We start from the raw sequence: 22,607 nt of genomic DNA on the forward strand, positions 1-22,607 counted from the left end.
GCCTAGCTCGCGGACACGGTGGGGCTGCGGCGGCGGGCGATCCGGTTCACCGCCAGTGCCAACGCGAACAGCGCGCCCGACGCGAGGCCGATGGTGCCCGGGACGGACGAGTCGAGCTCCAGGGCGACCCGGTGACCGGTCAGGGAGCCGGTCCAGCCCACGGCCACCGCGACCACGAGCATGGGCCCGAGCCGGTGGGTGAGCAGCCGGGCGGTGGCCGCGGGCACGACGAAGAACGTGATCACCAGGATCGCGCCGACACTGTCGAACGCGACCACGGCCGTGCCCGCCACCACGACGAGCAGCAGCCGTCCCACGAGCGCGCCGCGCAGTCCGGAGAGCTCCGCGAAGTCGGGGTCGAACGTCGCCGCCGACAGCGGGCGCCACAGCAGCGCCACGAACACGATCGTGCACACCGCGGTGAGGCCGGTGACCAGCAGCGACGTCGGCACCGGTGTGCCGAGGAGGTCGACCGTCCGCAGCGGGGCGAACGTGATGTCGCCGTAGATGGCCGAGTCCAGGTCGATGTGCGCGCCCGAGGCGAAGCCGCTGATCCCCAGCACGCCGAGCGAGAACAACGCGGGGAACGCGAGCGCCAGCGCCGCATCGCTCGCCACGACACCGGTGCGCCGCAGCCATTCCGACCCGGCCACGCAGGCCACACCGAAGGCGGTGGCGCCGAGCACCGTGGCCGCCGACGCGCGGTCGCCGGTCAGCAGGAACACGAGCACGATGCCCGGCAACACGGCGTGGCTCACCGCGTCGGGCAGCAGCGCCTGACGGCGGAGCAGCAGGAAGCTGCCGAGCAGCGCACACGACGTCGACAGCAGCCCGGCGATCACCACGATCATCACGTCGTCGGGGCTCACGTGGCACGCTCCGTCCGCCCTCGTCGAATCCTGGCGAGCACGCCGCGACGCGGCGCGAAGACCACCGACAGCAGCGCGACACCGGTGGCGAGCAGCACGATCACCGGTCCCGCGGGCAGTTCCGCACGGCCCGACAGCACCCCGCCCAACGCTCCACAGGCCGCGCCGAGGGCACCGGAGAGGGGCACGAGCGCCGACAGTCGTTTCGTCACCTGCCGCGCGGCCACCACGGGCGCCACCAGCAACGCCACCATGAGGATCGCGCCCACCGTGCGGACGCCCAGCACGACGGCCAGCGCGAGTAACCCGGTGCCCACCGCGTCGACCACCCATGTCGGCACGCCCGCGACCGACGTGAACCCGGGGTCGAACGCGGCGCTGCGCAGGAGCCGGAAGCCCACCGTGACGACCGCCAGTCCCACGGCTCCCAGCACGAGCGCCACGACGATGTCGCGTTCCGACATCCCCGCGGTCTGGCCGAGCAGGTAGTTCGTCAGTCCGGCCTGACTGCTGTTGCCGGACGCGGCGATGTGGGTGATGAGCACGATGCCCAGTGAGAGCGACACCGAGAGCACGACACCGATGGCGGCGTCCGGCCTGAGCCGGCCCACCCGTTCGAGCGCGATCATGGCGAAGGCCGCCAACGCCGCCGACGCGGTGGCGCCGAGCAGCAGCACCTCGGGAACCTTCGCGCCGGTGGCGAGGAACGCGACCGCGACCCCCGCGAGCGTGCCATGGCTCATCGCGTCGCCGAACATGCTGCGCCGCCGCAGCACGGCGAGCGGACCGAGGATGCCCGCCACGAAACCCACGACGGCGGTCCCGACCACCACGACGGCGTCGGGATACGACAGCGGCAGACCGGCCAGCACTGCTTCGATCATGAGTCGAGCACCAGGGGAGCCATGCCGTAGGCGCGTTCCAGGTGTTCGGCGGTGAGGACCTCCGACACGGCGCCGTCGGCGATCACCCCGCCCGCCAACAGCACCGCGTGGTCGAACCGGCGCAGCACCGTGCGGAGGTCGTGGTGCACGGCGATCACCGACACCCCTCGCGCGCACAGGTCGGTGAGCACGTCGAGCAGCGCGGACTCGGTGCGCGCGTCCACGGCGGTGAACGGTTCGTCGAGCACCACCAGGTCGGCGCGCTGCGCGAGGGCCCGCGCGAGGAACACCCGCTGCCGTTGTCCGCCGGACAGCTCGTCGAGCGGGCGGTCGGCGAGGTCGACCACCCCGACCTGGTCCATCGCCTCGGCCACGAGCTCGTCGTCGGTGGGGGTGAGCCGCCGCCACCAGCCGCGATGCGGATAGCGGCCCATCTCGACGACCTGCACGGCGGTGATGGGGAAGTCGCTCGCCACCGAGTCCTGCTGCGGCACGTACGCCACCCGGCGACGGACCCGGGCCAGCGGCTGTCCCAGCAGGCGCACTGTTCCCCGCACCGACGGCACGAGCCCCAGAGCGGCCTTCACCAGCGTGGACTTGCCCGCCCCGTTCGGTCCCACGATCGCGGTCAGCGTGGCGGCCGGGATGTCGACGCCGACGTCGGAGAACACGGTCCGGCCCCCGTAAGCGACGGTGAGGCCGGTGAGGCTCAACGCCGGCGCGGTGCCGGTGCGGGGCTCGGCCGCGCGACGCGGTGCCCAGCGGGACGTTCCCCGTGATGTCGACGTCATCGCAGCCCCTCCGCAATGCGTTCGGCGTTGGCGCGGACCATGCCCAGATACGTGCCTTCCGGGGTGCCGTCCTCGCCGGTCGAGTCGGAGTACAGCGGGTGGCCGAGCCGCGTCTCGCCGCCGCGTTGCCGCACCGCCGCGAGCACGGCGTTCACCGTCCGGTCGGACATGCTCGTCTCGACGAACACGGCGCCGACGTCACGATCGGTGACCACGTCGGCGACCCGGCCGATGTCGGCGGTGCTGGCTTCCTGCTGGGTCGAGATGCCCTGGATCGCCACCACGTCCAGGTCGAACGCCCTGCCGAGGTAGCGGAAGGCGTCGTGCGACGTCACGAGCACGCGCGAGCGTTCGGGCACGCTGCTCAGCAGCGCGCGCACCTGGCCGTCCATCGCGAGGACCTGCTCGCGGTACTCCGCTCCGCGGCGCTGGTAGTCGGCGGCGTGGGCGGGATCGAGTTCGGAGAGCCGCGTGGTGATCGCGTCGACGACGTGCACCCACAGCCGCGGCTCGAACCACACGTGCGGGTCGTGTTCCTCCTCGGGCGCCGCGCCCGGCGGTGGGGGCAGCAGCAGGTGCTCGGGCACGGCCTCGCCGGCGAACAGCACGGGTTTACTCTCGGCCACAGCCTCCAGCGTGCGCATCAGCGACCCCTCCAGGTACAGGCCGACGGCGATGACGGCGTCGGCGTGGCGCATCTCGGAGAGGTCGCTCGCCTTTGCCTGGTAGAGGTGCGGGTCGACGCCTGGGCCCATCAGGCGCACCGTGGACACGTGCTCGCCACCGATGCGGCGCACGGTGTCGTCGAGGAACGTCGTGGTGGTGACCACCCGCAGTGGGGACCGCGTCGCCTGGCCCGCCGACGCCGATGCACCTGGCCCGAGCGCGTAGGTCACGGCCAGCGACACGGCGAGCGCGACCGCCAGGACGACGGCCACCAGCGCGCGCACGTCCCGGCGCCGGGAACGCCGACGTCTCCGGGCGAGTGACAACGCGTCGTCGAGCCCCACGATCACCTCTTTTCGCCGTACCGAAACTCAGGATAAGGCAGGCCGAACTCCGTCGCCAGGGTGATGCCGGACGCACCGCGGCACACGACCCCCACGGCCGGGTACCCAGCCGCGTACTACGTCACGATTGCCGTGACATCCGGAACACCTTCGGAACACCACCCCGGACGGACTCGTTCGACTCGTGGGGACGGTTCGAGAAACGCCTGTCTCACCGTGTCGCGAATGGAGGCGGAGCACGTGCACAGTCATCGCAACGGGTTGAAGACTGCCGTGCTGCTCGGCCTGCTCAGCGCCTTGATCATCGCGATCAGTGGCCTGTTCGGCCGGGGAGCGCTCGTCATCGGCCTGGTCATCGCGCTCGCCGTCAACGGCTACGCGTACTTCAACTCCGACAAGCTTGCCCTGCGCGCCATGCGGGCCAGGCCGGTGTCGGAGGCCGAGCAACCGGCGATGTACCGGATCGTGCGCGAGCTGGCCACCTCGGCCCGGCAACCCATGCCCCGCCTGTACGTGAGCCCCACCCAGGCGCCCAACGCGTTCGCCACCGGCCGCAACCCGCGCAACGCGGCCGTCTGCTGCACCTCGGGCATCCTCCGGCTGCTCGACGAACGCGAGCTCCGCGCCGTGCTCGGGCACGAGCTCTCCCACGTCTACAACCGCGATATCCTGATCTCCAGCGTCGCCGGGGCGCTCGCGAGCGTGGTGAGCTTCCTGGCGAACATGGCGATGTTCGCCGGCGCGTTCGGCGGCAACCGCGAGGGCGGGGCCAATCCGCTGGCCACCCTGCTGCTCGTGTTCCTCGGGCCGGTCGCCGCCGGGATCATCCGCATGAGCGTGAGCCGGTCGCGCGAGTTCCAGGCCGACGCGTCGGGAGCCGAACTCACCGGCGACCCGCTGGCGCTGGCCTCCGCGCTGCGGAAGCTGCAGCAGGGCACGAGGGCCCTACCTCTGGCGCCCGAACCCAAGGTCGTCTCGCAGTCGCACCTGATGATCGCCAACCCGTTCCGGCCCGGAGAGCGGGTGTCGCAGCTCTTCTCCACCCACCCGCCCATCGAGGAGCGCGTGCGCAGGCTGGAGGACATGGCGCGGCGGCCGTTCTGACGCCTCCGCGAGCGGGTCGGTCAGGTGCTCACGCCGCGGCGCCCGCGTCGCGAGCCACCTTCATCACGTAGTCGCCGTAGCCGCTCTTCGCGAGCTTCGCACCCAGGCTGTAGCACTCGTCGGCGGTGATGAACCCCATGCGCAGAGCCACCTCCTCCAGGCAGGCGATGCGCACGCCGGTGCGGTGTTCCAGCACCTGCACGAACTGCCCCGCCTCCAGCAGGGAATCGTGCGTGCCCGTGTCGAGCCACGCGAACCCCCGGCTCAGGGTGTGCATCCTCGCCTTGCCCTCGCGGAGGTAGGTGAGGTTGACGTCGGTGATCTCCAGCTCGCCGCGGGGTGACGGTGTGAGGCCCTTCGCGATGTCCACGACCTGGTTGTCGTACAGGTAGAGGCCGGTGATGGCGAGATTCGACTTCGGTTCGGCGGGCTTCTCCTCGATCGAGAGCAGGGTGCCCGCGGCGTCCACCTCGCCCACGCCGTAGCGCTGCGGGTCCTTGACCTCGTAGCCGAACAACGCGCAGCCGTCGAGGTTCGCCACCTCGTCCTGCAGCAGGCCGGAGAACCCGCGTCCGTAGAAGATGTTGTCGCCGAGGATCAGGGCGACCGAGTCGTCACCCACGAAGTCGGCGCCGATGATGAACGCCTCCGCGAGGCCGTTGGGGCTCGGCTGCTCCGCGTACCGCAGATCGAGACCCCACTGGGTGCCGTCGCCGAGCAGACGCTGGAAGTTGGGCAGATCGCTCGGAGTGGAGATCAACAGGATCTCCCGGATGCCCGCCAGCATCAGCACCGACAGCGGGTAGTACACCATCGGCTTGTCGTAGACGGGGAGGAGTTGCTTCGAGGTCGCCTGGGTGATCGGGTGGAGCCGGGTGCCGCTGCCACCGGCCAGCACGATGCCTTTCAATGCGACTCTCCTGGGTCTCGAGGCCTTGCCGGTGGGCAGCGTATCGCGGTCACGGAGAGGGTCGGTGTGCTTCGGCCGGCGTCACAGTCGAGTGGACCGGACTGCCGAAGCACACCACCACCACCACCAGAGGTCGGTCGGCGTCACCGCTCAGCGGTAGCCGGACCCCTCCTTCACGCTGGACACCGTCAGTTGCTCGCCGCCCAGCTCGGTACGGGCACAGCCGGTACCGGGCAACTCCACGAACTTCGACGCCATCTCGTGCGGCGGATAGATCCGGAGCCCCCGCACCTCCGTGGGCGAGCACGCCTGCTCGTCGTAGACGCCGACCTGCGTGAATCCCACGTCGGCGTGGGCGACGTCGCCCGGATTCAACGTGATCGGGGCACCCTTCTCGCCGTTGTGGAGGGCGGGCTTGCCGACCTGGTGACCGTCGTCGCCCGCGACGTACGAGACACCGGGGAATCCGTGGAGGACACAGGGGATGTCGCCGACGTTGGTGAAGACCAGCTGCCGGTACACCGTCCCCGCCGCGCCCTCGCCCTCGCCGAGCGACAGCGACAGGTTCGCCGAGGCGCAGTAGTCCGGGTCGGGCGGAGGCTGCTTCGCGTCGGCCCCGGGCGCCGCTTCGCGGTCGCCGTCCACGTCGTCGGCGCCGGGGTCGGTGCTGTCGGGATTGTCCCGCGCCGAGGTCGGCGGGGCGTCCGCCGTGGCCTCCGATGTGGCCGCCTGCGAGTTCGGCGAGGTGTTGAGGGCCTCACCGCCCCCGGAACCACAACCTGCCAGCGCGAGCACGATGCCTGTCGCGGCCAGCAACGCTTGTGCTGTGTTGGTGCGTTTCATCATCGCCACCCCCTTCTTGCGGGTCCATACACCAAGACGTCCGAACCAGTCGGGAAGGTTGCCTCGCCGAGGGAGGACCCTCCGAAGGGACCGCCGGACGTTCACTGGGGTGACGGTCACTCGCGAGACGGTTCACGCAGAGTCGGGAAAGGGGGACGAACGCGTGACCTGCGGGCACGCCGAACGGGCGCATCACCGCAGGTCACGCGCCGAGAGTCACCGGTAGTTGGTGAACTGCAGGGCGATGCCGAAGTCCTCGTTCTTCAGCAACGCGATGACGTCCTGGAGGTGGTCCTTCTTCTTGCCGGACACCCGCAGCTGGTCGCCCTGGATCTGAGCCTGGACACCCTTGGGGCCCTCGTCGCGGATGAACTTGGCGATCTTCTTCGCCTTGTCCGCCTCGATGCCCTCGATAATCTTGCCGTTGACCTTGTAGATCTTGCCGGAGACCGCGGGCTCGTCGGCCTCGAACGCCTTGAGCGAGATGCCCCGCTTGATCAGCTTCTCCTTGAAGACCTCCACCGCCGCCTTCGCGCGCTCCTCGGTCTCGGCTTCGATCGTCACGGCATGCTCACCGGCCCACTCGACCTTGGCGCCGGTACCGCGGAAGTCGAACCGCGTGGACAGCTCCTTGCTCGCCTGGTTGAGCGCGTTGTCCACCTCCTGACGGTCGACCTTGCTGACGACGTCGAAAGAGGGATCGGCCACGTCACACACCTCGTCGTTTCGGCTGTTGGATGGCTCCACCCTAGCCACCGCCAACCCCACCGATCGGGCGAGTTGCGCATTCGCTATCCTGGATCTCGGCCGGGTTGACCGGCCATGGCGGGTTACCCGAGTGGCCAAAGGGATCTGACTGTAAATCAGACGGCTCAGCCTACGGGGGTTCGAATCCCTCACCCGCCACAGCAGGCGAAACGCCCCGCCACCTGGGAAGACCAGGTGGCGGGGCGTTGTCGTATGGTCCGGCTGTGTCCGGCCGAGTCCGTCTCGCTCCGGGTGCTTGCCCCATATGTGCCCCAAAGGAGGCTGGCGGTTCACCAGCCGTGTAGCGCTCGCTCCGCTCGCTCACGGGCCGTCTGCTCGCCACCGTCGAGGCACTTCGCGTAGACCTTCAGCAGCACGGACACGCTGTGACCGGCCCACTTCGCTACGCGAGTCGGCTCGACGCCACCGCTCAGCCACGTCGACACGCAGGCGTGCCGGAGGTCGTACGGTCGTTTACCGAGAGGCCCCGCCAGTACCTCGGCCGTGAACACCTTCGCTCGCGCAGCAGCCCACACCCTGCCGTAAACCGTGCTTCCTACCCGCCCACCATCACGGGCGCCCCGGAACAGCCGACCATCTCTCGCTGTGCCGAACCGTGACAGGTGATCGTGCAGTATCTCCGTCAGCACAGGTGGGCAGGGGACCGTTCGGCCCATGCTGGAGTCCCGATGTTTCAGCGGCCCTTCCTCGCTAGCCTCGCCCGAATCGGTCCATTCCCTGCCGATCTCCGCCCGAGCGCCGTCGAGGTGAATGTCGCCCCAGCCCTTCTCCGGCAAGGAGAGGTTCTGTTTCTTGAGGTTGGCGGCCTCTTCCGGGCGAAGTCCGGCGTAGTACATGCACGCGAAGAACGCGACCAATCTGGGGCCTTGCTTGCCGATCGTGTCGATGGCGGTGAGCAGCATGCGAGCCTGCATCGGGTTGACCGCGGACTCCGGGTTCACCTGGGTCAATGCGTAATGCCGCTTCTTGACCTTGACCTCGTTGAGCGGATTCGTTGACAGGAGCTTCTTCTCGATGGCGTAGTCGATCGCGTTCGCGAGAGCCACTCGCCGGATACGAACGGTGTTACCTGCGGCTCGGGTGCCGTCCAAGTTCATGTCGAGTGCCCGCAGCACGGCCCGGAGCACTTCCGGCTTGGCGAGGTCGGAGACATTCCGGCTCGCGCGGGCGAGTGCCTTGGAAATCCGCGCTGCTTCAGGCGTCCGCTCGGCACTTCGCGTCTTCGTGTTGAACTCCTCCATCAACACCTTTCGTAGCGCCTTGTCCTGGGGAAGAGAAGCACTCTCGTGTAGCAGCGCGACTGTGATCCGCGTCAATGACTCGGCCAGTGACTTCCGGTACTTCGGGGAGCAGTCAGGCCACTTCATGTCCATGTAGGCGCACGCGAACTCGAACCACGTCATCGTGGTGCGCTCCCGTTCCATGGAGACCGGAAGACCACTACCGACGTCGAATGCTTCTCCGCTCCGGGCTGCCGACACGAGCCGGGAGCGGAAGCTGTCGGCGAGCGCGGCCGTCGTGAACGAGCGGCCGAACCTGCGCTGCTCCACCACCCAACGCACGCGGTAGCTCGACCGGCGTTTGCCTCGGATGTGCTCAATCGTCCAGATACGAACGTTGTGACTGGTATCCATCAAGCGGCAACCTCGCGGGATTCGAGCCATGCTTCGAGATCGGTGCGGCGAATTCGGATTTCGCCGTTCGGGAGTTTGATGTAGCGCGGTGCGCGCCCCTTCGCGCACCAGTCGTAGAAGGTGGACTTCGCTACGCCCAGTTCTTCACAGAAAGCCTTGAGCGTGAGGTATCGGCGCTCGGTGCCCATGCTGGTGAGGTCTCCTCAGTACGGCGGTGGTGGTGAATGAGGGGAGAGGCAGGCCGGGGCGCTTTCTCCGGCGGTTGTTTGCCGCTACGTCCGCTACCTCAGCTACTCGGCTGGTCAGAGCGGTAGCGGCTATGTAAGTGGTAGCGGCTGCATCCGCTACCCGGCTCCACGCGATCCAAGCGGTGGCAGACCTTCGGTAGCGCTTGTGTCCGCTACCTCGGTTTGGTCCGCTACCGGGTTGACCTGCGGGGTAGCGGCAGTAGCGGTGGTAGCGGCTGTGGGCAGGTAGCGGCTCCAGGCGTCGGCGAGGCCGCCGTCGCCGTCGAGGCGGTAGCCCTTCGCGACGCTGCCGCCCGGCCGTTTGAGGTTGCTAGAGCGGACGCCGTACTTGCCGAGGAGTTTGCCGAGTGCACGGGCGTCGAGTGGTTTGCCGTGGAGTTCGGCCCAGGGTGCTTCGTCGAGGTTGTGTAGGGCGGTGAGGATGTCGGCGGTGGTCATGCGGTCGGTGTCGTGTTGGGTGTAGAGCTGGCGGAGGTCGGCGAGGAGGCGGATGCCGATGCTGTCGGGTTGGGTGGCGGCGTTGGCGACGAAGTACTCGCATGCGGCGCGGGCGGTGTCGGGCCAGTGGTCGCCTGCTTGGTCGGCGATGGCGATCAGTGGCCGCCAGATTTCGGCGGAGCGGTCCCGCACGCTCGGTGGCATGGTCGGCCGGGCCGCCCCGACCCGTTCGCCCGCGGTGGCCATCCAGGCGGCCAGTCGCTCGCGCAGTGGGCGGGCTTCGCGTTCGACGTCTTCCTCCCAGAACTCGGCGACGTGTTCGTCGGCGCGGCGGCGTTTCATGTGGACGGTGATGGCGCGGGTGGTGATGGTGGCGGGCATGTGCCCGGCGATGCCGGCTAGCGCCGCGGGGGCGTAGACGGGGAAGCGTTCGACCTTCATGGCGCGGGCGTCTCCGACGCAGCGGGCGATCGTCGCGGAGCGCTTGTATCCGGCGTTGAGCATCGCGCGCAGGTCTTCGTTGTTTCCTCCGTTCTTGGGGTTGAAGATCGCGTCGACCTCGTCGAAGAGGATCGTGACGGGTCCGTCGGCGACCATGCGGAACAGTGCCGCGGTGGTGGCCGAGATGGTCATCTCGGGTGCGCGGACGAGGAACTGGGCGACCTCGAGCACGCGGGTCTTGCCGCTGCCCGGCTCGGCGGAGTCGAGGATCAGGCGTGGGGTGACGTAGAAGTGGTCGGCGGCGTGGGTATGGGCGTACCAGAGAGCGAGCATGGGTGCGCAGTGCTCGCTCGGGAAGGCGTTGTAGCGGGCCACGAACTCCCGCACCGCATCCAGCACGCTCGCCCCGGACTCCTCACCCGGTGGCGGCGGGCCGAGCCACGACAGAGGGCGCTCGGGAGCGGCTTCGGGTACGTCGGTATTCGGGGCTGTGCCGCTGTCGACGGCCTCGCGGGTGCCGGTGTGGGCGGCCTGCCAGACGGTCTGGCAGTTCTCCGAGCAGAAGTCCGGCGACGGCGACTCACCCCGGTCTCGCCCGCACTGCACACACGCGGCAGCGGGGTCGGCAAGGACGTCGTCGATAGCCGACAGCAGCGGATCAGGCGTACTCATCAGGCAGCTACCTCGCTTCCCTGCCGAGACGTGACGGTGCGGGGCTGAGTGCGGCCCTTGGCCAGCCCCGCGTCGACCACCCGCGCGACCTCGGGCGGTGTGCATCCGCAGTCCGCGGTGACGAGCGTTCGCGCGGCCTGGATGAGTTCGGTGCGGGCGTGGGCCTCGTCGAGCAGCCCGCCGCCGACGAGGCGACCAACCCGGTACGCCGCGCGGGACAGGACTTCGTTGTGGCGGCCGGGTGGGGCGGAGCGGATCTCGTCGCACTCGCCGCGCAGGGCGCTGGCGGCATAGGCGCTCGGTCGCGCCACCGGACCCGCACTCGTCGTCGAGGTGGTTGTGGGGCGTTCGCAGAGGGCTTGCAGCAGCCAGGCGGGCAAGGGTGCGGGGTCGGTGTCGTCTTCCAGCTCGTATCCGCCTTCCGGCAGTGTCGAGCCGGGGGCGACGACGTAGCCGCCGCCGGAGCGGGTGTCGATCCGCGGTGCGAGGTGTCCGGCGGTGTTCCGCAGCCGCACCCCGGGCGGGAGCGTGAAGTACAGGTGCCGGCCGCCGGAGGGTGTGGTCACGGTGTAGGTGGCGGGCAGCTCCACGCCCCGCTCGGCGGCGAGCGCAGCCAACGCCTCAGCGCCGTCGACCTCGCCCGGCTGCTTGACGGTGTCGCAGTCGAGCACCAGCAGGTGGGACGGGCCGGTGGCCAGGCCGATGTTGAACGCGCCGCTGTCCCAGCAGCGGGTGATGCGGTCGTGGTTGGTGGTGGATCGGTTCTCCCAGGCGCGGATGGCGGGGCGCTTGGTGGCCGGTACGAGGGGGAAGACGTACCAGCCCATCGCGGCGCAGTACAGCGCCCATTCCCGTAGCACATCGTGTCCGGACATGCTCACGGCTCCTTTCGTGGTGCTGGTTGTTCAGACCTGGGTGAGGCGGCCGCGGGCGTGGAGCTTCTTCGCGGCGCGTTCGATGCGGCTCCAGTGCCGGCGCACCCGCTTCTCGGTCTCGCGGCGGGCGGCGGCTTCGCTGATGCCGGAGCCGCGGGCGTAGCGGCGGAACCCGGCCAGATCCGAGCGGGCACCGGGCTGGGTGGTGGCGCGGGCGTGGCTGAGTCCGTATCCGGCGTGTTTGACCAGGAACCGGGCGGCGGCTTCGTGTCCGCCGAGGATCATGGCCAGCCAGTCCATCAACCGGCCCGGGTGCGGCTCTTCCTCGACCGGGATGACGTATCCGTTGTCATCGTCGGTCAGCACCGCGCGCTTGATCCGGCCACCGGCGGCGCAGTGGATGACGGCGTGTCCGGCCTCGTGGAAGGCCGACACCCAGCGGGTGATGTCTTCATCAGCAGCGAAACGCATGCGCGTGCCTCCTCGGGCGAGACAGGGATCAGAGGTAGATGCGGCCGGAGCGGACCAGCTCCGGTGCTCGGCGTTGGATCTGTGCCCAGTGCCGGTCGACGTGCTTGCGCGCCAGCGCACGGGCCTTGCTCTCCGACAGCCGACGGGCGCCGAGGGCGCGGTTGACGTGGTGGAAGTTGGCGATGTCGTGGCTGGAGTTGGTGCGCCGGGCGGACCGGCCGTGCAGGCGGGCCCAGCGCCGCTCGGCCTCGAAGCCGCCCCAGCAGCCGATGACGTAGCCGGTGAGGTTGTCCGGATCCCACCGGACGTCGACAGAGCCGCTGTCGCCCTCATGCACGACCGACTTGATCACGAACCCGACGGCCTTCCAGACCACCGCGTGACCGAGCTCGTGGACGGCGATCTGTAGCTGCAGCGGATCGTTGGGGTCGCGGCGGGTGGAGAACAACCAACCCATCACGGAACCTCTTTCGTTACTTTGCGTGACTGTGCGTGGGTAGGGGCGGTCAAGGGAGCGGGGTAGGGAATCGCGGGAGGGGAAGGGAGTTTTCCCTTCGCCGCTCCCTACCCCGTCTCCCTAGGCGTGAACTGCGGTTTTGCCCTCGAAGGGAGCGGAGGGAGCGAGGGAATCGCTGCGCCTAGACGCCTGTGAAAGGCGCTGGTGGGACGCGGGTTAGGTGTCGTCTTGCTGTCGTTCGGCGAGGGCGGAGTGAACACGCTCCGCATACACCATCAGGACGCCGACCTTGGTGACCTTGACGCCGTAGTCGGCGAGCAGGTCGCGCAGGTCTTCAGCTGTCATGCCGCTGTAGGGCGGGTAGCCGGGGGCGAGTTCGCGGAGCCGGGCGGTGATGTCGGTGGCCTTGACCTTCGCCTCACCGTGCAGCGCTTCGGCCACGTCAGCGAGCAGGTCGCGCTCCTGCTGGGCGATCTCACCTGAGCTGGCACGACGTCCGCGGCCCGCCTTGATGCGCTCGGCGATCTCGATCGCGTCGCTGCCGCTGACGAAGTGGGTGCGCACGGTTTCGGAGGTCTGGCCCTGCTGGCAGGGCACTCCTGCGCCGGTGACCACGACGGTGCCCTTGTGTTCTTGCTTGAGCTCGTGCGGAGCGGCCCCGGCGGCGACGGCGTTGTCGCCCAGCGCCATGCGGGATTGCTGTTCGGTGCCGACCTTGAGTGAGGCGCGGATGTGGGCGCCCTCGCGCACGAGCTTGGGCAGGTTCTGGTCGGTGGGGTCCTGGGTGCCCTGCCACAGCACGACGTTGACCGCGCGGCCCTGGTTGTGGAGCTTGCGGGCGGCCATGAAGTAGCGGCTGGTGTTCTTCGACCCGCCGAACGGGCGCGGGTCGCGTCCCTCGCCTTCCCCTTCGCCCTGGGCCGGGCACATGAATGCCACCTGCGCCTCGTCGACGACGAGGTAGATCGGGTGGAAGCCGGGCAGGTTCGGCGGCACCCCGTCGGGGTACTTGTCGGCGTCGAACTCCATCAGGCGCCGTTCCATCTCGTGCACGCCCCACTCCAGCATGTGCGTGGCGTCGATGACGTGCTCATCGGTCGGGCCTTCGATCAGCGTGGTGGCGATGCCGCGGAACATGCGCCAGTCGCCGATGCCCTTCAGGTCGGCGATGTGCAGCTCGGTGGAGGGGTCGAACGCCAGCCACAGCACCAGCGACCGCAGCGCGGCGGTCTTGCCCATGTTCGACAAACCGGTGATGAGCAGGTGTTTCTGCCACAGGTTCAACGAGACGGCGTCGCCGCGAAGGTTCTGTCCCCACGGTGCCCGTCCGGAGTGGACGTTGGCGGTGATCTCGTGGTTGAGCACTAACGGGGAGGGCTCGATGGGCTCGTCGAGCGCGCCCGGGTCGGCCACCCACAGCCGCACTGTGCGCGCGGCGGGGGCGGTGGTGATGAACAGCTCGTGCTCGTGCCGATCCAGGTTCTCGGCCAGCTTGCGCCGCTTGGCCTTGATCTCCTCGGTCGTCACCCCGGTCGGCAGCGTCACATCGACCTCGACACCGCACCCGGCGATCGTGATCGGCCCTAGCAACTGGGCAGACTCCTCGCCCAACTCCGCCAACTTCTTCCGCAACGTCGAAATCCCCAGGTCCGACAGCGCCGCGATCACCCGGTGTGGCGTGACGGGCTCACCCTCGCTCGATCGCTGCACCGGCTGCACCCACCTCGGCTCCCACGTCGAGTGCTTGCGTCCCTGGTCCCACAGGTAGAGCACCCCGAGACCGAGGCCGCCGGTCAGCAGCAGAGCGCCGTAGGCGGTGGCGAACCACCACAGCCAGCGGATGGTGTCGATCGCCGCGCCGATCGGCTCCAGGACCATGCCGGCGTCGCCGTCGGCCACCGCGAGCACGACCCCGAGGGCCAGCAGCAACCCGACACCCGAGGCAGCGCACACCGCGACCGCTTTGGCCAGATGGGCCGGGGCTTTGAGCCAGTCCATGTGCCGCTCGTGCCGCTCGCGCCGGGCGCGAGCCTCGCGCTCCTCCCACTCACCGAGACGGTCCCAGTCGCCCTGCGCCTCGGCGGCACGCAGCAGCCGCTCGTACCGGCTCGTGCCACGCGAGTCCCGCACCCGCCTGGCCACCACCGCCGCCCCGGCCGGGATGTAGAGGGCGTGACGGAGCGCCGACTTCGTGCCCGTCGCCACATACGGGGCCGAGGCGCGCCGCAGTTCGACGGCCTGCTCGGCCATCCGCAGCCGGGTCTCCTCACTGATGTGCGGCACCGGCAAGCGACGTGTGTTGAACGTCGGCCGCGGAGTCTCGGCCACGATCTCGGCGTCGATCACGCCGGGAGTCGGCTGGGCTTCCGACCGCAGCGGCACCACGGTGGCGTCCTGCGGGTCCTCGTCATGCTGGTTGGTCATCGGTCCCCCTTCCGACGGATGCTGGTGTTGAACTCGTCTCGGAGCCGAGCGGCCTTGTCCTTGCCGCAGCGCAGCTCCCGCGCGATCCGACGAGCGGACCAACGGGCGGCCTCTGGCTGGGTCTGGAGCAGGGCCTCGAACTCTGCCCGGAGCGCGTCCAAGGGGCGCGTGGGTCGCCCGCCACGGTGCCCGGTTTCCGCAGGTCTATTGCTGCGGGACGGGGTTTCAGGACGGGGTGGCTCCGCCGTCGCCACACCCCCGCCATCCGGCTCGTCGCGCTGCTCGGCGCGGGCGGTCTCGGCGGCGATGAGTGCGGCGATTTCGTCGTCCATCACATCCCGCGGCCCGGGTCGATCGAGCGGGTTGACCGTGGGGCGCAGGCGTGGTCCGCGGTCGCGGCCGAGGCGGTAGACGCCGGGCTCGAACACCAGCCGCGCGGTGCCGTCGGCCGTGATCTCCACGGCAGCATCGGCGATCGCAGCCTCGCGGGCCTTCTCAACCTTGCGGGCCGCCTGGCGGGCGATTACGGCCTCGGCCCGCTCGGCCTTCGACCGGGGTTGCCCCGCGACGGCCATCTGGTGCAGCAGCACCCCGGCGATCGACACCACGCCCATCACCACCGAGGCGTCCCAGCCGACGGTGATGCCCTTCATCGCGTTCAGCCCCGCCGCGAGAGCGGTCGCGAGGGCGACGCCGACCTGCAGCCAGAACACCGACGCTCCGGGGGCAGTGCGGCGCCGGTGGTGGACGGCGAACGCGCACGCCCACATCGACAGCTCGGTCACCACCGGCAGCAGCCAGCCGGTGAACGCCCACGCCGAGCCCACGTAGATGCGGTCGCCGTAGGCGGCCATCGCCGGAGCGCTCATCACGAACGAGACCAGAGCGATGCTGTAGATGGACAACGCCACCTTGTTCTCGCCGATCGTCGCGGCCACGGCCTTGACCGCTGCCCGACGAGCCGCTTTCCGGGCGGCCTTGCGGGCTTCGCGCTCCCGCTGGTCCTTGCGGGCCTCGGCCTTCGCCGCTGCCGCGTCCTTACGACGCTGCTCAGCTTCGGCCTCGCGGTCCCGCCGCCGCTGCTCGGCTTCAGCCAACCGATCCGCGCGCTCCTGCTCCGCCCTAGCGGCCCGGTCCTTGCGCAACTCCTCCTTGTAGCTGCTCATCAGGCGATCCCCTCCCGACCCTCGGCACCAGTGGCGGGTGCGGTGTCGGTGGGACGATCCCGGTGAGTGCGGCCGAACTGATCACGACGAGGGGCGCGGTGGTGTTGGTAGCGGCGGAAAGCCAGGCGTGCGAGAACGATGCGAGCGGCCAACACGGTGCCCGCGATCGGGAGCACGACCGGGTGCAGCAGCACCGCGCCGCTACAGCCGACGACGACCGTGCCAGCGATCTCGGGCGTCCAGTAGCCGACGGTCGAGGCCACCCGGTCGACCATCGTGGCGTGCACTCGGTCGGCACGCTCGACCAGCTCCGCGCTGGCCGGTTCGGGGCGCTGGATCTCAGACATGGGCGGTCCTCCTCACGTACTCGGTGGTTTCGGGGGTGATGGCGTTGGTCAGGCGGTGGTCCAGCCCGGTTTGGGCGGCCAGGAGCAGTCGCGCGGCCAGCGCGAGTGGCCAACGGAGCAGGTGCAGCAGCAGGAACACCGTCAGGGCGAGGGCGAACCCGGCCAGGCGCCAGGGGCCGTGCTGGTGCAGGACGTCGAACACCGACATCAGGCCACCTCCTTGTTAGTGGCTGAGGTGAACAGCTCGGCGCAGCCGCGGCAGTCGCACTCCGGTCGGCGGGTGACGACGTCCCGCTGGGTGCCGTCGATCGTGCCGCGCCAGGAAGGAATGACTTCCGGCTTGTCGTAGACGGGTTGGGCGCATCCGCACTGGGGGGCGGAGCAGGAACGGGTGCCGGTGAGGGCGCTGGAAGAGTGCCAGCGGTCCAGGTGGCCGCAGTGGCATCGGTGCACGATCAGCATCACCACTCACCGCCGTCCCGCGTGAGTGAGGACCCAGTCCACGAACGCCTGGTCGGTGATCAGGTTGTCCTCGCCGTACCAGTCCCGCAGAAACGCCGCGATCTGGCCGGGAGAGTGGCCTTTACGGTGCCGGCGGATGATGAGCATGATCGGCGCGGACAACAGTTCGGGCCGATAGCCAGTGCGCTTCGCGGCCTGCTTGAGCAGCTTGTGTGACACCATGGGTGTCCTTCCCTTCCAAGTTCGTTGGGGAGAGCCCGGCCCGACGCGCGTTCTTGGTCGGATGGCGTCGGGCCGGGGCGAAGTCAGCGAACGACGCGCAGGTCGCCGATGGCGCCCTGCACCCAGCCCGTCTTGCCAGCCTTGTTGCGGGTGTGCAGCACCACGGTCTTGCTGCGCACGTCGACGTCGGTCTTGGTGACCTGCCACCAGTCGCCATCGTTCGCGCGCACCCACTTGCCGCGGGTGATCTCCTGAATCGGCAGCTTGCGAGCCATGAACAGTCCTTTCTCGACTGCGAATACGGGGTTGTGCTGGTCGGACGTGGGACGAGTCAGGAGCGGGCGGAGTCGAGCATCCAGCCGATCGCGCGGGCACAGCGCGGGTTGGAGCACAGGTTGGCCTTGCGGCTGACCTTCTTGCCGCAGGCCTGGCAGCGGCCCATCTGCTCGATCGGACGCGCCCGCAGCTGGTTCTTCGGCTTGTTGGGGTTGCGGAACATCGGGTCTCCTTCTCTGCTGATCTCGACAGGCGTTGTGGTGGAAGGAAGTCAATGGGTGCGCCGGGAGGCGAGCCAGGTAGTGACCAGGGCGCCGATCGGGATCTGCAGCCCCTTGTGCGCGGCCTGGTCAATCAACATCCGGCCGTTGACCCCAGCTGCGGACAGGTCGTGGAAGCCGCCCTTGCCAGTGCCGTGGGCGAAGCGACGCAACAGCCGACCGTCATCGATCAGGGCGTGCAGCAACGCCTCCACGACCGTGCCGGCGGCCACCGCCTTCCACCCAGGCCGCACACCAGCCGCCCGCAACGCCATCGCCTTCGCCGCGTGCTGGGTGGCCGCATACGTGACGACGTGCTCGGCCAACGCCGCATATCCGGCCGCCTCGTGGCGTTGCTTGTTCTGCGCGGCGTGGTCGGACTGCACCAGGTAATCCCCGGCCTCGTGCCCCGCCGCCGCGGCCAGCCACGACACCACCAACACCGCCACCCGATCCGGACGCCGCCGCATCACGCCGCCTCCTCAGCGACGTATTCGGCCGCGTCGAACCGGCCCGGCAACGCCCGCAACGCCTCTCGACCCGCCCGACGAGCGGCACGCCACGCCCGCTGCGCATCAGTGAACGAGCGATTCACCCGCACCACCGCCGCCCGCTGCTCAGCCACCAACTCCCGATCCACCTCAGCCAGAAGAGACTCGAGCTCCAACCGCTCCATCCGAGCCGCCTCTTCCTCTCGCTCCACGCACACCAGCGGGTCGACCTCAAAGGCCGCTCTCGCCGTGCGATCCGTGATCCGTCCGGTCTTCATCTCGCTCCTTCCGTTCGATGCGCTTACGGTAGCGCTACTAAAAGCGCTACTGCAAGCGCATCGGTGGGTTGAACTCATGTGTGATGGCGCTGATTGCCCCTGGACTGGGCGTGACGCGCTATTGTTGGCGCTGGTAGAAGTGCTGGTAGGGAGGTCTTAGTGGGCAAGGACTGGGATGCGGTCGCCGAAGCTGTAAACACCCGTTTGGCCGAACTCGGCATGACTCAGGCGGAGTTGGCCAGCAAGTCCCGGGTCAGCCCGGCGGCATTGCGCCAGATCCAGCACGGCGTCCCACCGAAGACCCGTCGTAGCCCTCACACGCTGGCTGCAATCTCGGAGGCACTCGGCTGGCCTTCCCGGCACCTGGAAGAAGTTGCCGCCGGGGAAGATGCGATCGGCGGCCAGGACCGGGTCAAGCGGCTCGAAGACACGGTCGCCGACCTCCAAGAGCGTGTGCGGAAGCTGGAGGAAGCGGCCAAGAGCTAGCGTTCCAGCGCGCTGATGAAAGCGACCACGTTGTCGATGGCCGCGCTCAGCCCGTTCGCTACTGCGCTTCCCCATCCTGCGGCCTCGCCCGGGTACTTCACGATCACGGCGAACACGCCGAGCAGGAAGAGGCTTCCGAGCACCTTCGGCGCCCTCCGGCTGTTGCCAGCCATGGCAAGTGCGGGTATCTGCTGCTTCTTCGGCATGGTGTTCCCCTCCCAGTCGGTTCGTCACCGCGGCTCCAGGTGGCTCGGCCCCTGTGGGACCCTTACGCGGTGCGCTGCCTTTCATGCCTCCAATTCAAGGCTGTGAGGCGCTGACCAGCGATGAACTCGCAGTGCACCCGCAGTGCACTCCGCTGACTCCACTGGGGGTGGACGATCCGTGGACGTGATCGACGTCTGGACCGGGGAGCGGGCCAGCGCGCTCCAGAAGGCGCTACGGCTCACGAACGAGCGGTTCGCCGAGCGGCTCGGCACGGCTGTCCGGACGGTGGCGAAGTGGCATGCGAACCCACTGGCACAACTCTCGGCAGAGCTGCAAGAAGCACTCGACACGGTGCTCTACGAGGCACCGGCGCCAGCGAAAGCGCGGTTCGGGCTGTTGATCCAAGCAGGGAGCACACTGGCGACCTCGCCGACCGCCACCGACCTCACCGAGGCCGAGAAGCGTCTCCATGCCGACCCGCACATCGGCTCTGCTCTCGCGTGGCTCGATCGGGCCGCCGACTGGCAGCCGGGCACCGCCCGTCAGCGGGTCGCCTCAGCACTGGTCAGCCTGAATCCCATGGCCCTTCACGACCGAGGCCAGCGACGAAGTGGAGTCAACCGTGAGCAAGTCGCCTCGGCGCTCCGCAGCTTTTACGCCGACATGCCACCCGGCTACGGCACCTACAGCGCCCGCTACGGCGACGGCCAGCGCGTCCGTACCAGCGTGCTGACGTGCGCTGACTGGTTGGACTTGGTGTGTCCGCTCACGCCCGAACATGACCATGCCGAGCTGGTCAGTGAGACGACGCCACCGGTGACGGTGGATCCGCCGGCACTTGAGAGAGCTATTCGGCGCGTCGCGGAGACGCTGGAGATGAACACGCGCATGGTCGACGCGACGCTGTACCGGCTCGCCGAGATCGATATCAGCCGTGGTCGCCTCGCCGGGGCGTTCGGGCTGAGCTCCTTCGTCGAGTACGCGCTGACGATGGACCTACTCGAAGGCGAGCTCGTGGACGTACTGGCCAAGGGCGAGCAGCCCACAGCCGAGATGCTGCCGCTACGACAGCGATACCTCCCCGACGTCCAGTCAGTTCTCGACGTCGACAAACGGCTGTGCGCGGGTGGCGCACTGGCACTGTGTGCGATCGCACGCCCACCCGGGCTACGTCGGGCCAAGGCCGATTACCTGCTTCTAGTCCAAGAGCGCGGCGGGCGCGTGCTCAACGCCGCCCGCCGACTCGCGGTCATCCCGAAGAGCTTCCACGAACCGCTCACCGACTACCTCGACGACACCCAGATCGGGGCCACGCTGCGGCGAGAGATGGAAGAGGAGCTGTTCGGCCGCGACGACGTGGACGGCACCCTGGGCGCTCAACGCCGGGCCGATCCGATGCACCCCAGTCGCCTGTCGGCCCCGATGCGCTGGCTCACCGAACACCCTGACGCCTGGCAGATGGAGTGCACCGGATTCGGCCTCAACCTCGTCAGCGGGAACTACGAGTACGCCAGCATGGTTGTCATCCATGATGAGACCTTCTGGATCGACTACGGCGGCGACATCGCGGCCAACTGGGAATCCGACAGCTTGCGGCAGTTCTCCAGCGTCGATAAGGACTTTCTCACCGACCTCGTCGGCGATACGGCCTGGAGCAACGAGGGCCTGTTCGCCTTCCTGCAAGCCCTCCGCCGATTAGCCGAGGTCGGCGACCGCCGCGTCAACCTGCCGACAGTGGAATGGGAGCTGGAATGAGCGAACGTAGCTGGTATCAAGGCAACGCTGCTGACGACGGTGCCGACCGCCGAGGCTGGATCCTCGGACATTTTATGGAGCCATCTGCAGGCGATCGTTCCACCGAATTACTCGAAGTTAAGTGGGGTGTCCATAAGGCAGGAGAGGAGCGCCATGATTGGGTCACAGGCGACAAGCGAACCACTTTGGTCCTCCTTGTCTCGGGTAAGTTCACCGTAAGGTTCCGTAACGGCGATGCTCTGCTGGTGACGCAGGGGGATTACTTAGTCTGGGGGCCAGGAACGGATCATTCTTGGCGCGCTGATACTGACGCTGTTGTTATCACAGTTCGATGGCCTTCTATTCACTAGTGATGCGTTATTGTGCCAGCCTATCGACGATTTTTTGTGTGAAATCACCAAGAACTTCCTCGGAGACACAGTTCTTCGCCCAGATGCTGGCTAAGGTGTCGACTACGTATCCGCGACTCTTGGAGATATGGTCACCTACGAAAGTGCACCAGTGGTGGTGGTCAGAATGCCTCATTGCCTCTTCGAGGGTCTGTGTTAGTGAAGCGTATCCGATGCCGAACCGGTCGGTAACGTCTGGCCAATCCGCGTCCCTTAGGTCTTCGAAGATTTGCCTCTCGGGAGCTTTGGATCCTGGTAGCTTTTCGGCGAAACGCGCGTCTATGTCGGCGTCAACGAAGGCTACAGACCGGTATGGGAGTCTGCTTTCTTGGGATAGTTTCCCAAGTGTTTCAACGACATCTGAAGGGCCGGTCTTGAGAATCTTGCATCTTCGCAGCAAGTTCGGGTCCCTCCTTGCTAAGAGCTCTCTGATGATGGCCTGAGCGATGTCGTCCTCGCAGAATATGGACAATTCGAAATGTTGTTCGTCGTCTATACTCGTCATGCAAAACTCGGTGCTTGCACCGTAAATTATCTTAGCGCCATCTTTTCCTCTCAGTACGAGCGCTCGAGCTTCCGGAGGCAAAGACTCTAATACGTAAGGGCTGTGTGTGCTGAGTATGACCTGTACGGATTTGGTGCGGCTAAGCCAAAGTAGGAACTCTATGAGGCGACGCTGCGCCTTAGGGTGTAGTGACGCTTCGACTTCGTCGATTAACAGAAGTGAGCAGTCAGGAATTCGCTCCAGGGTTTGAATCAGAGATAGGAGCGAAGCTTCGCCGGCTCCCTGGTGAAACTGGGAGTACTCGCCGAAGTCTCGGCCCAATATGCCTACTTGCCGGTTAGATTTTGCATCGTTTGTTGTGGCAAACCTGGCTCCAATGTATTCTCGGTTCATTATGTAAGCGAGCCTATTTCTATACTCTTCGGCTAATTCTGTGGAGCTGGCTTCTCTTGCTGTTTTTTTGGCTATTTGTGCATATCCCGAAAGGGCTTCCAGTGGCATTGTTCTGGATATATCAAGAAAGAAGACTTTCCTGCTCGGCCTTTTGTCCATTCCTCGCCAGCGGGAGGATGGCTTTCGGAGCGATTTTAGTGGTGGCCCCTTCGGGCCCTGTTTGTATTCGTAATTTACCCAAACTTTGGTTACCTCATCCCATGATGTGCTCGGGAAGAACTCTCCGGGCTGGAAGGATCTTTGGTTGGGTATATCTTGTTCGTAAGCGCATGCGGCAAGTTTTAGGATGGTCGTTTTTCCGACTCCATTTTCGCCTGCAAGTGCCATTACTGGAAACGGCAACTCGATGTCCGAATGCTTGAAACCGCGAAGGCCGTCAATGGATATGGACCGCAATAATAGAGGATAGTTGTTCTGTTGTATCCTTCTGCGGATGCGCTCGATTTCGTTCGACATGATCCAGAGTCTAAG

The 22,607-nt window shown here is 67.6% G+C and carries 28 protein-coding genes and 1 tRNA gene; 4 read left to right on the top strand and 25 right to left on the bottom strand.

The genetic code is table 11. The features are described from left to right. Positions 1-2: 2 nt before the first annotated feature. The 4 genes from SACAZDRAFT_RS15100 to SACAZDRAFT_RS15115 are packed head-to-tail and all read right to left on the bottom strand — an operon-like array spanning position 3 to position 3,554. Positions 3-869 (bottom strand): metal ABC transporter permease, encoded by an 867-nt coding sequence (locus SACAZDRAFT_RS15100; RefSeq protein WP_005443114.1) that lies wholly within the window; start codon positions 867-869, stop codon positions 3-5. After that, positions 866-1,753: a metal ABC transporter permease gene (locus tag SACAZDRAFT_RS15105; RefSeq protein WP_005443115.1), complete on the bottom strand. Its 888-nt coding sequence runs from the start codon at positions 1,751-1,753 to the stop codon at positions 866-868. Before SACAZDRAFT_RS15105 ends, SACAZDRAFT_RS15100 begins: the two co-directional genes overlap by 4 nt. After that, the gene (locus SACAZDRAFT_RS15110; protein ID WP_005443116.1) at positions 1,750-2,544 is read right to left on the bottom strand and encodes a metal ABC transporter ATP-binding protein; all 795 of its coding nucleotides are present in this window, start codon (positions 2,542-2,544) and stop codon (positions 1,750-1,752) included. The genes SACAZDRAFT_RS15105 and SACAZDRAFT_RS15110 overlap by 4 nt, the downstream gene beginning before the upstream one ends. After that, positions 2,541-3,554, bottom strand: a complete 1,014-nt coding sequence (locus SACAZDRAFT_RS15115; RefSeq protein WP_005443117.1) for a metal ABC transporter solute-binding protein, Zn/Mn family — start codon at positions 3,552-3,554, stop codon at positions 2,541-2,543. The genes SACAZDRAFT_RS15110 and SACAZDRAFT_RS15115 overlap by 4 nt, the downstream gene beginning before the upstream one ends. Positions 3,555-3,794: 240 nt before the next feature. On the opposite strand from SACAZDRAFT_RS15115, the gene htpX reads away from it, so the two are divergent. Further along, complete coding sequence (gene htpX, locus SACAZDRAFT_RS15120; RefSeq protein WP_005443118.1) at positions 3,795-4,658, top strand: zinc metalloprotease HtpX; 864 nt, start codon at positions 3,795-3,797, stop codon at positions 4,656-4,658. A gap of 28 nt (positions 4,659-4,686) precedes the next feature. Here htpX and rfbA read toward each other — a convergent pair whose 3' ends face one another. The 3 genes from rfbA to SACAZDRAFT_RS15135 form a co-directional block, all read right to left on the bottom strand. Continuing rightward, the gene (gene rfbA, locus SACAZDRAFT_RS15125; protein ID WP_005443119.1) at positions 4,687-5,568 is read right to left on the bottom strand and encodes a glucose-1-phosphate thymidylyltransferase RfbA; all 882 of its coding nucleotides are present in this window, start codon (positions 5,566-5,568) and stop codon (positions 4,687-4,689) included. Positions 5,569-5,718: 150 nt separating this feature from the next. Further along, positions 5,719-6,411, bottom strand: a complete 693-nt coding sequence (locus SACAZDRAFT_RS15130; protein WP_005443120.1) for a DUF4232 domain-containing protein — start codon at positions 6,409-6,411, stop codon at positions 5,719-5,721. Between the two features lie 216 nt (positions 6,412-6,627). Continuing rightward, positions 6,628-7,119: a YajQ family cyclic di-GMP-binding protein gene (locus tag SACAZDRAFT_RS15135; RefSeq protein WP_005443121.1), complete on the bottom strand. Its 492-nt coding sequence runs from the start codon at positions 7,117-7,119 to the stop codon at positions 6,628-6,630. A 116-nt stretch (positions 7,120-7,235) separates the two neighbouring features. Between SACAZDRAFT_RS15135 and SACAZDRAFT_RS15140 the strand changes: the two genes are divergently transcribed. Beyond that, positions 7,236-7,317, top strand: a tRNA-Tyr gene (locus tag SACAZDRAFT_RS15140). Between the two features lie 131 nt (positions 7,318-7,448). On the opposite strand, the gene SACAZDRAFT_RS15145 is transcribed toward SACAZDRAFT_RS15140, so the two are convergent. From SACAZDRAFT_RS15145 to SACAZDRAFT_RS15215, 16 genes are all read right to left on the bottom strand, one after another. Beyond that, positions 7,449-8,843, bottom strand: coding sequence for a tyrosine-type recombinase/integrase (locus SACAZDRAFT_RS15145; RefSeq protein WP_232286280.1), 1,395 nt, complete (start codon positions 8,841-8,843; stop codon positions 7,449-7,451). Beyond that, the gene (locus SACAZDRAFT_RS15150; protein WP_005443124.1) at positions 8,813-9,001 is read right to left on the bottom strand and encodes a helix-turn-helix transcriptional regulator; all 189 of its coding nucleotides are present in this window, start codon (positions 8,999-9,001) and stop codon (positions 8,813-8,815) included. The genes SACAZDRAFT_RS15145 and SACAZDRAFT_RS15150 overlap by 31 nt, the downstream gene beginning before the upstream one ends. A gap of 156 nt (positions 9,002-9,157) precedes the next feature. Beyond that, positions 9,158-10,612, bottom strand: a complete 1,455-nt coding sequence (locus tag SACAZDRAFT_RS15155; RefSeq protein WP_005443125.1) for a DUF3631 domain-containing protein — start codon at positions 10,610-10,612, stop codon at positions 9,158-9,160. Further along, positions 10,612-11,487 carry a bifunctional DNA primase/polymerase gene (locus tag SACAZDRAFT_RS15160; protein WP_005443126.1) on the bottom strand — a complete coding sequence of 292 codons (876 nt, stop codon included), beginning with the start codon at positions 11,485-11,487 and terminating at the stop codon, positions 10,612-10,614. Before SACAZDRAFT_RS15160 ends, SACAZDRAFT_RS15155 begins: the two co-directional genes overlap by 1 nt. A 30-nt stretch (positions 11,488-11,517) precedes the next feature. Next, positions 11,518-11,958, bottom strand: coding sequence for a hypothetical protein (locus tag SACAZDRAFT_RS15165; RefSeq protein ID WP_005443127.1), 441 nt, complete (start codon positions 11,956-11,958; stop codon positions 11,518-11,520). 28 nt (positions 11,959-11,986) lie between these two features. Further along, positions 11,987-12,415 (bottom strand): hypothetical protein, encoded by a 429-nt coding sequence (locus SACAZDRAFT_RS15170; RefSeq protein ID WP_005443128.1) that lies wholly within the window; start codon positions 12,413-12,415, stop codon positions 11,987-11,989. Between the two features lie 216 nt (positions 12,416-12,631). Beyond that, positions 12,632-14,839: an FtsK/SpoIIIE domain-containing protein gene (locus SACAZDRAFT_RS15175; protein ID WP_005443129.1), complete on the bottom strand. Its 2,208-nt coding sequence runs from the start codon at positions 14,837-14,839 to the stop codon at positions 12,632-12,634. After that, the gene (locus SACAZDRAFT_RS15180) at positions 14,836-16,005 is read right to left on the bottom strand and encodes a hypothetical protein (RefSeq protein ID WP_005443130.1); all 1,170 of its coding nucleotides are present in this window, start codon (positions 16,003-16,005) and stop codon (positions 14,836-14,838) included. Before SACAZDRAFT_RS15180 ends, SACAZDRAFT_RS15175 begins: the two co-directional genes overlap by 4 nt. Then, positions 16,005-16,352 carry a hypothetical protein gene (locus SACAZDRAFT_RS15185; protein WP_005443134.1) on the bottom strand — a complete coding sequence of 116 codons (348 nt, stop codon included), beginning with the start codon at positions 16,350-16,352 and terminating at the stop codon, positions 16,005-16,007. The genes SACAZDRAFT_RS15180 and SACAZDRAFT_RS15185 overlap by 1 nt, the downstream gene beginning before the upstream one ends. Next, a complete protein-coding gene (locus SACAZDRAFT_RS15190) occupies positions 16,345-16,560 on the bottom strand; it encodes a hypothetical protein (protein ID WP_005443135.1) in 216 nt (71 codons plus the stop codon). The genes SACAZDRAFT_RS15185 and SACAZDRAFT_RS15190 overlap by 8 nt, the downstream gene beginning before the upstream one ends. Then, positions 16,560-16,814 carry a hypothetical protein gene (locus SACAZDRAFT_RS15195; RefSeq protein WP_005443136.1) on the bottom strand — a complete coding sequence of 85 codons (255 nt, stop codon included), beginning with the start codon at positions 16,812-16,814 and terminating at the stop codon, positions 16,560-16,562. Before SACAZDRAFT_RS15195 ends, SACAZDRAFT_RS15190 begins: the two co-directional genes overlap by 1 nt. 6 nt (positions 16,815-16,820) lie before the next feature. After that, on the bottom strand, positions 16,821-17,036 hold the full coding sequence (locus SACAZDRAFT_RS15200; protein WP_005443137.1) for a hypothetical protein: 216 nt from the start codon (positions 17,034-17,036) through the stop codon (positions 16,821-16,823). An 83-nt stretch (positions 17,037-17,119) separates the two neighbouring features. Then, on the bottom strand, positions 17,120-17,311 hold the full coding sequence (locus SACAZDRAFT_RS15205; RefSeq protein ID WP_005443138.1) for a hypothetical protein: 192 nt from the start codon (positions 17,309-17,311) through the stop codon (positions 17,120-17,122). A gap of 56 nt (positions 17,312-17,367) precedes the next feature. Then, on the bottom strand, positions 17,368-17,535 hold the full coding sequence (locus SACAZDRAFT_RS23015; RefSeq protein WP_005443139.1) for a hypothetical protein: 168 nt from the start codon (positions 17,533-17,535) through the stop codon (positions 17,368-17,370). 48 nt (positions 17,536-17,583) lie between these two features. Beyond that, entirely contained in the window at positions 17,584-18,042 is a 459-nt protein-coding gene (locus SACAZDRAFT_RS15210; protein ID WP_005443140.1) for a DUF3307 domain-containing protein, read from the bottom strand. Next, positions 18,042-18,341: a hypothetical protein gene (locus tag SACAZDRAFT_RS15215; protein ID WP_005443141.1), complete on the bottom strand. Its 300-nt coding sequence runs from the start codon at positions 18,339-18,341 to the stop codon at positions 18,042-18,044. The genes SACAZDRAFT_RS15210 and SACAZDRAFT_RS15215 overlap by 1 nt, the downstream gene beginning before the upstream one ends. 159 nt (positions 18,342-18,500) lie before the next feature. Here SACAZDRAFT_RS15215 and SACAZDRAFT_RS15220 point away from each other — a divergent pair, with 159 nt between their 5' ends. Further along, positions 18,501-18,827, top strand: coding sequence for a helix-turn-helix domain-containing protein (locus SACAZDRAFT_RS15220; RefSeq protein WP_005443142.1), 327 nt, complete (start codon positions 18,501-18,503; stop codon positions 18,825-18,827). Here SACAZDRAFT_RS15220 and SACAZDRAFT_RS15225 read toward each other — a convergent pair. Then, a complete protein-coding gene (locus SACAZDRAFT_RS15225; protein WP_005443143.1) occupies positions 18,824-19,033 on the bottom strand; it encodes a hypothetical protein in 210 nt (69 codons plus the stop codon). The genes SACAZDRAFT_RS15220 and SACAZDRAFT_RS15225 overlap by 4 nt on opposite strands. Positions 19,034-19,211: 178 nt before the next feature. On the opposite strand from SACAZDRAFT_RS15225, the gene SACAZDRAFT_RS15230 reads away from it, so the two are divergent. Beyond that, a complete protein-coding gene (locus tag SACAZDRAFT_RS15230) occupies positions 19,212-20,789 on the top strand; it encodes a hypothetical protein (protein WP_005443145.1) in 1,578 nt (525 codons plus the stop codon). A gap of 357 nt (positions 20,790-21,146) precedes the next feature. Here SACAZDRAFT_RS15230 and SACAZDRAFT_RS22555 read toward each other — a convergent pair whose 3' ends face one another. After that, the gene (locus SACAZDRAFT_RS22555) at positions 21,147-22,592 is read right to left on the bottom strand and encodes an ATP-dependent nuclease (RefSeq protein WP_157607022.1); all 1,446 of its coding nucleotides are present in this window, start codon (positions 22,590-22,592) and stop codon (positions 21,147-21,149) included. Positions 22,593-22,607 lie beyond the last annotated feature (15 nt).

It is taken from the genome of Saccharomonospora azurea NA-128 (assembly GCF_000231055.2).
Taxonomy (GTDB): domain Bacteria; phylum Actinomycetota; class Actinomycetes; order Mycobacteriales; family Pseudonocardiaceae; genus Saccharomonospora; species Saccharomonospora azurea.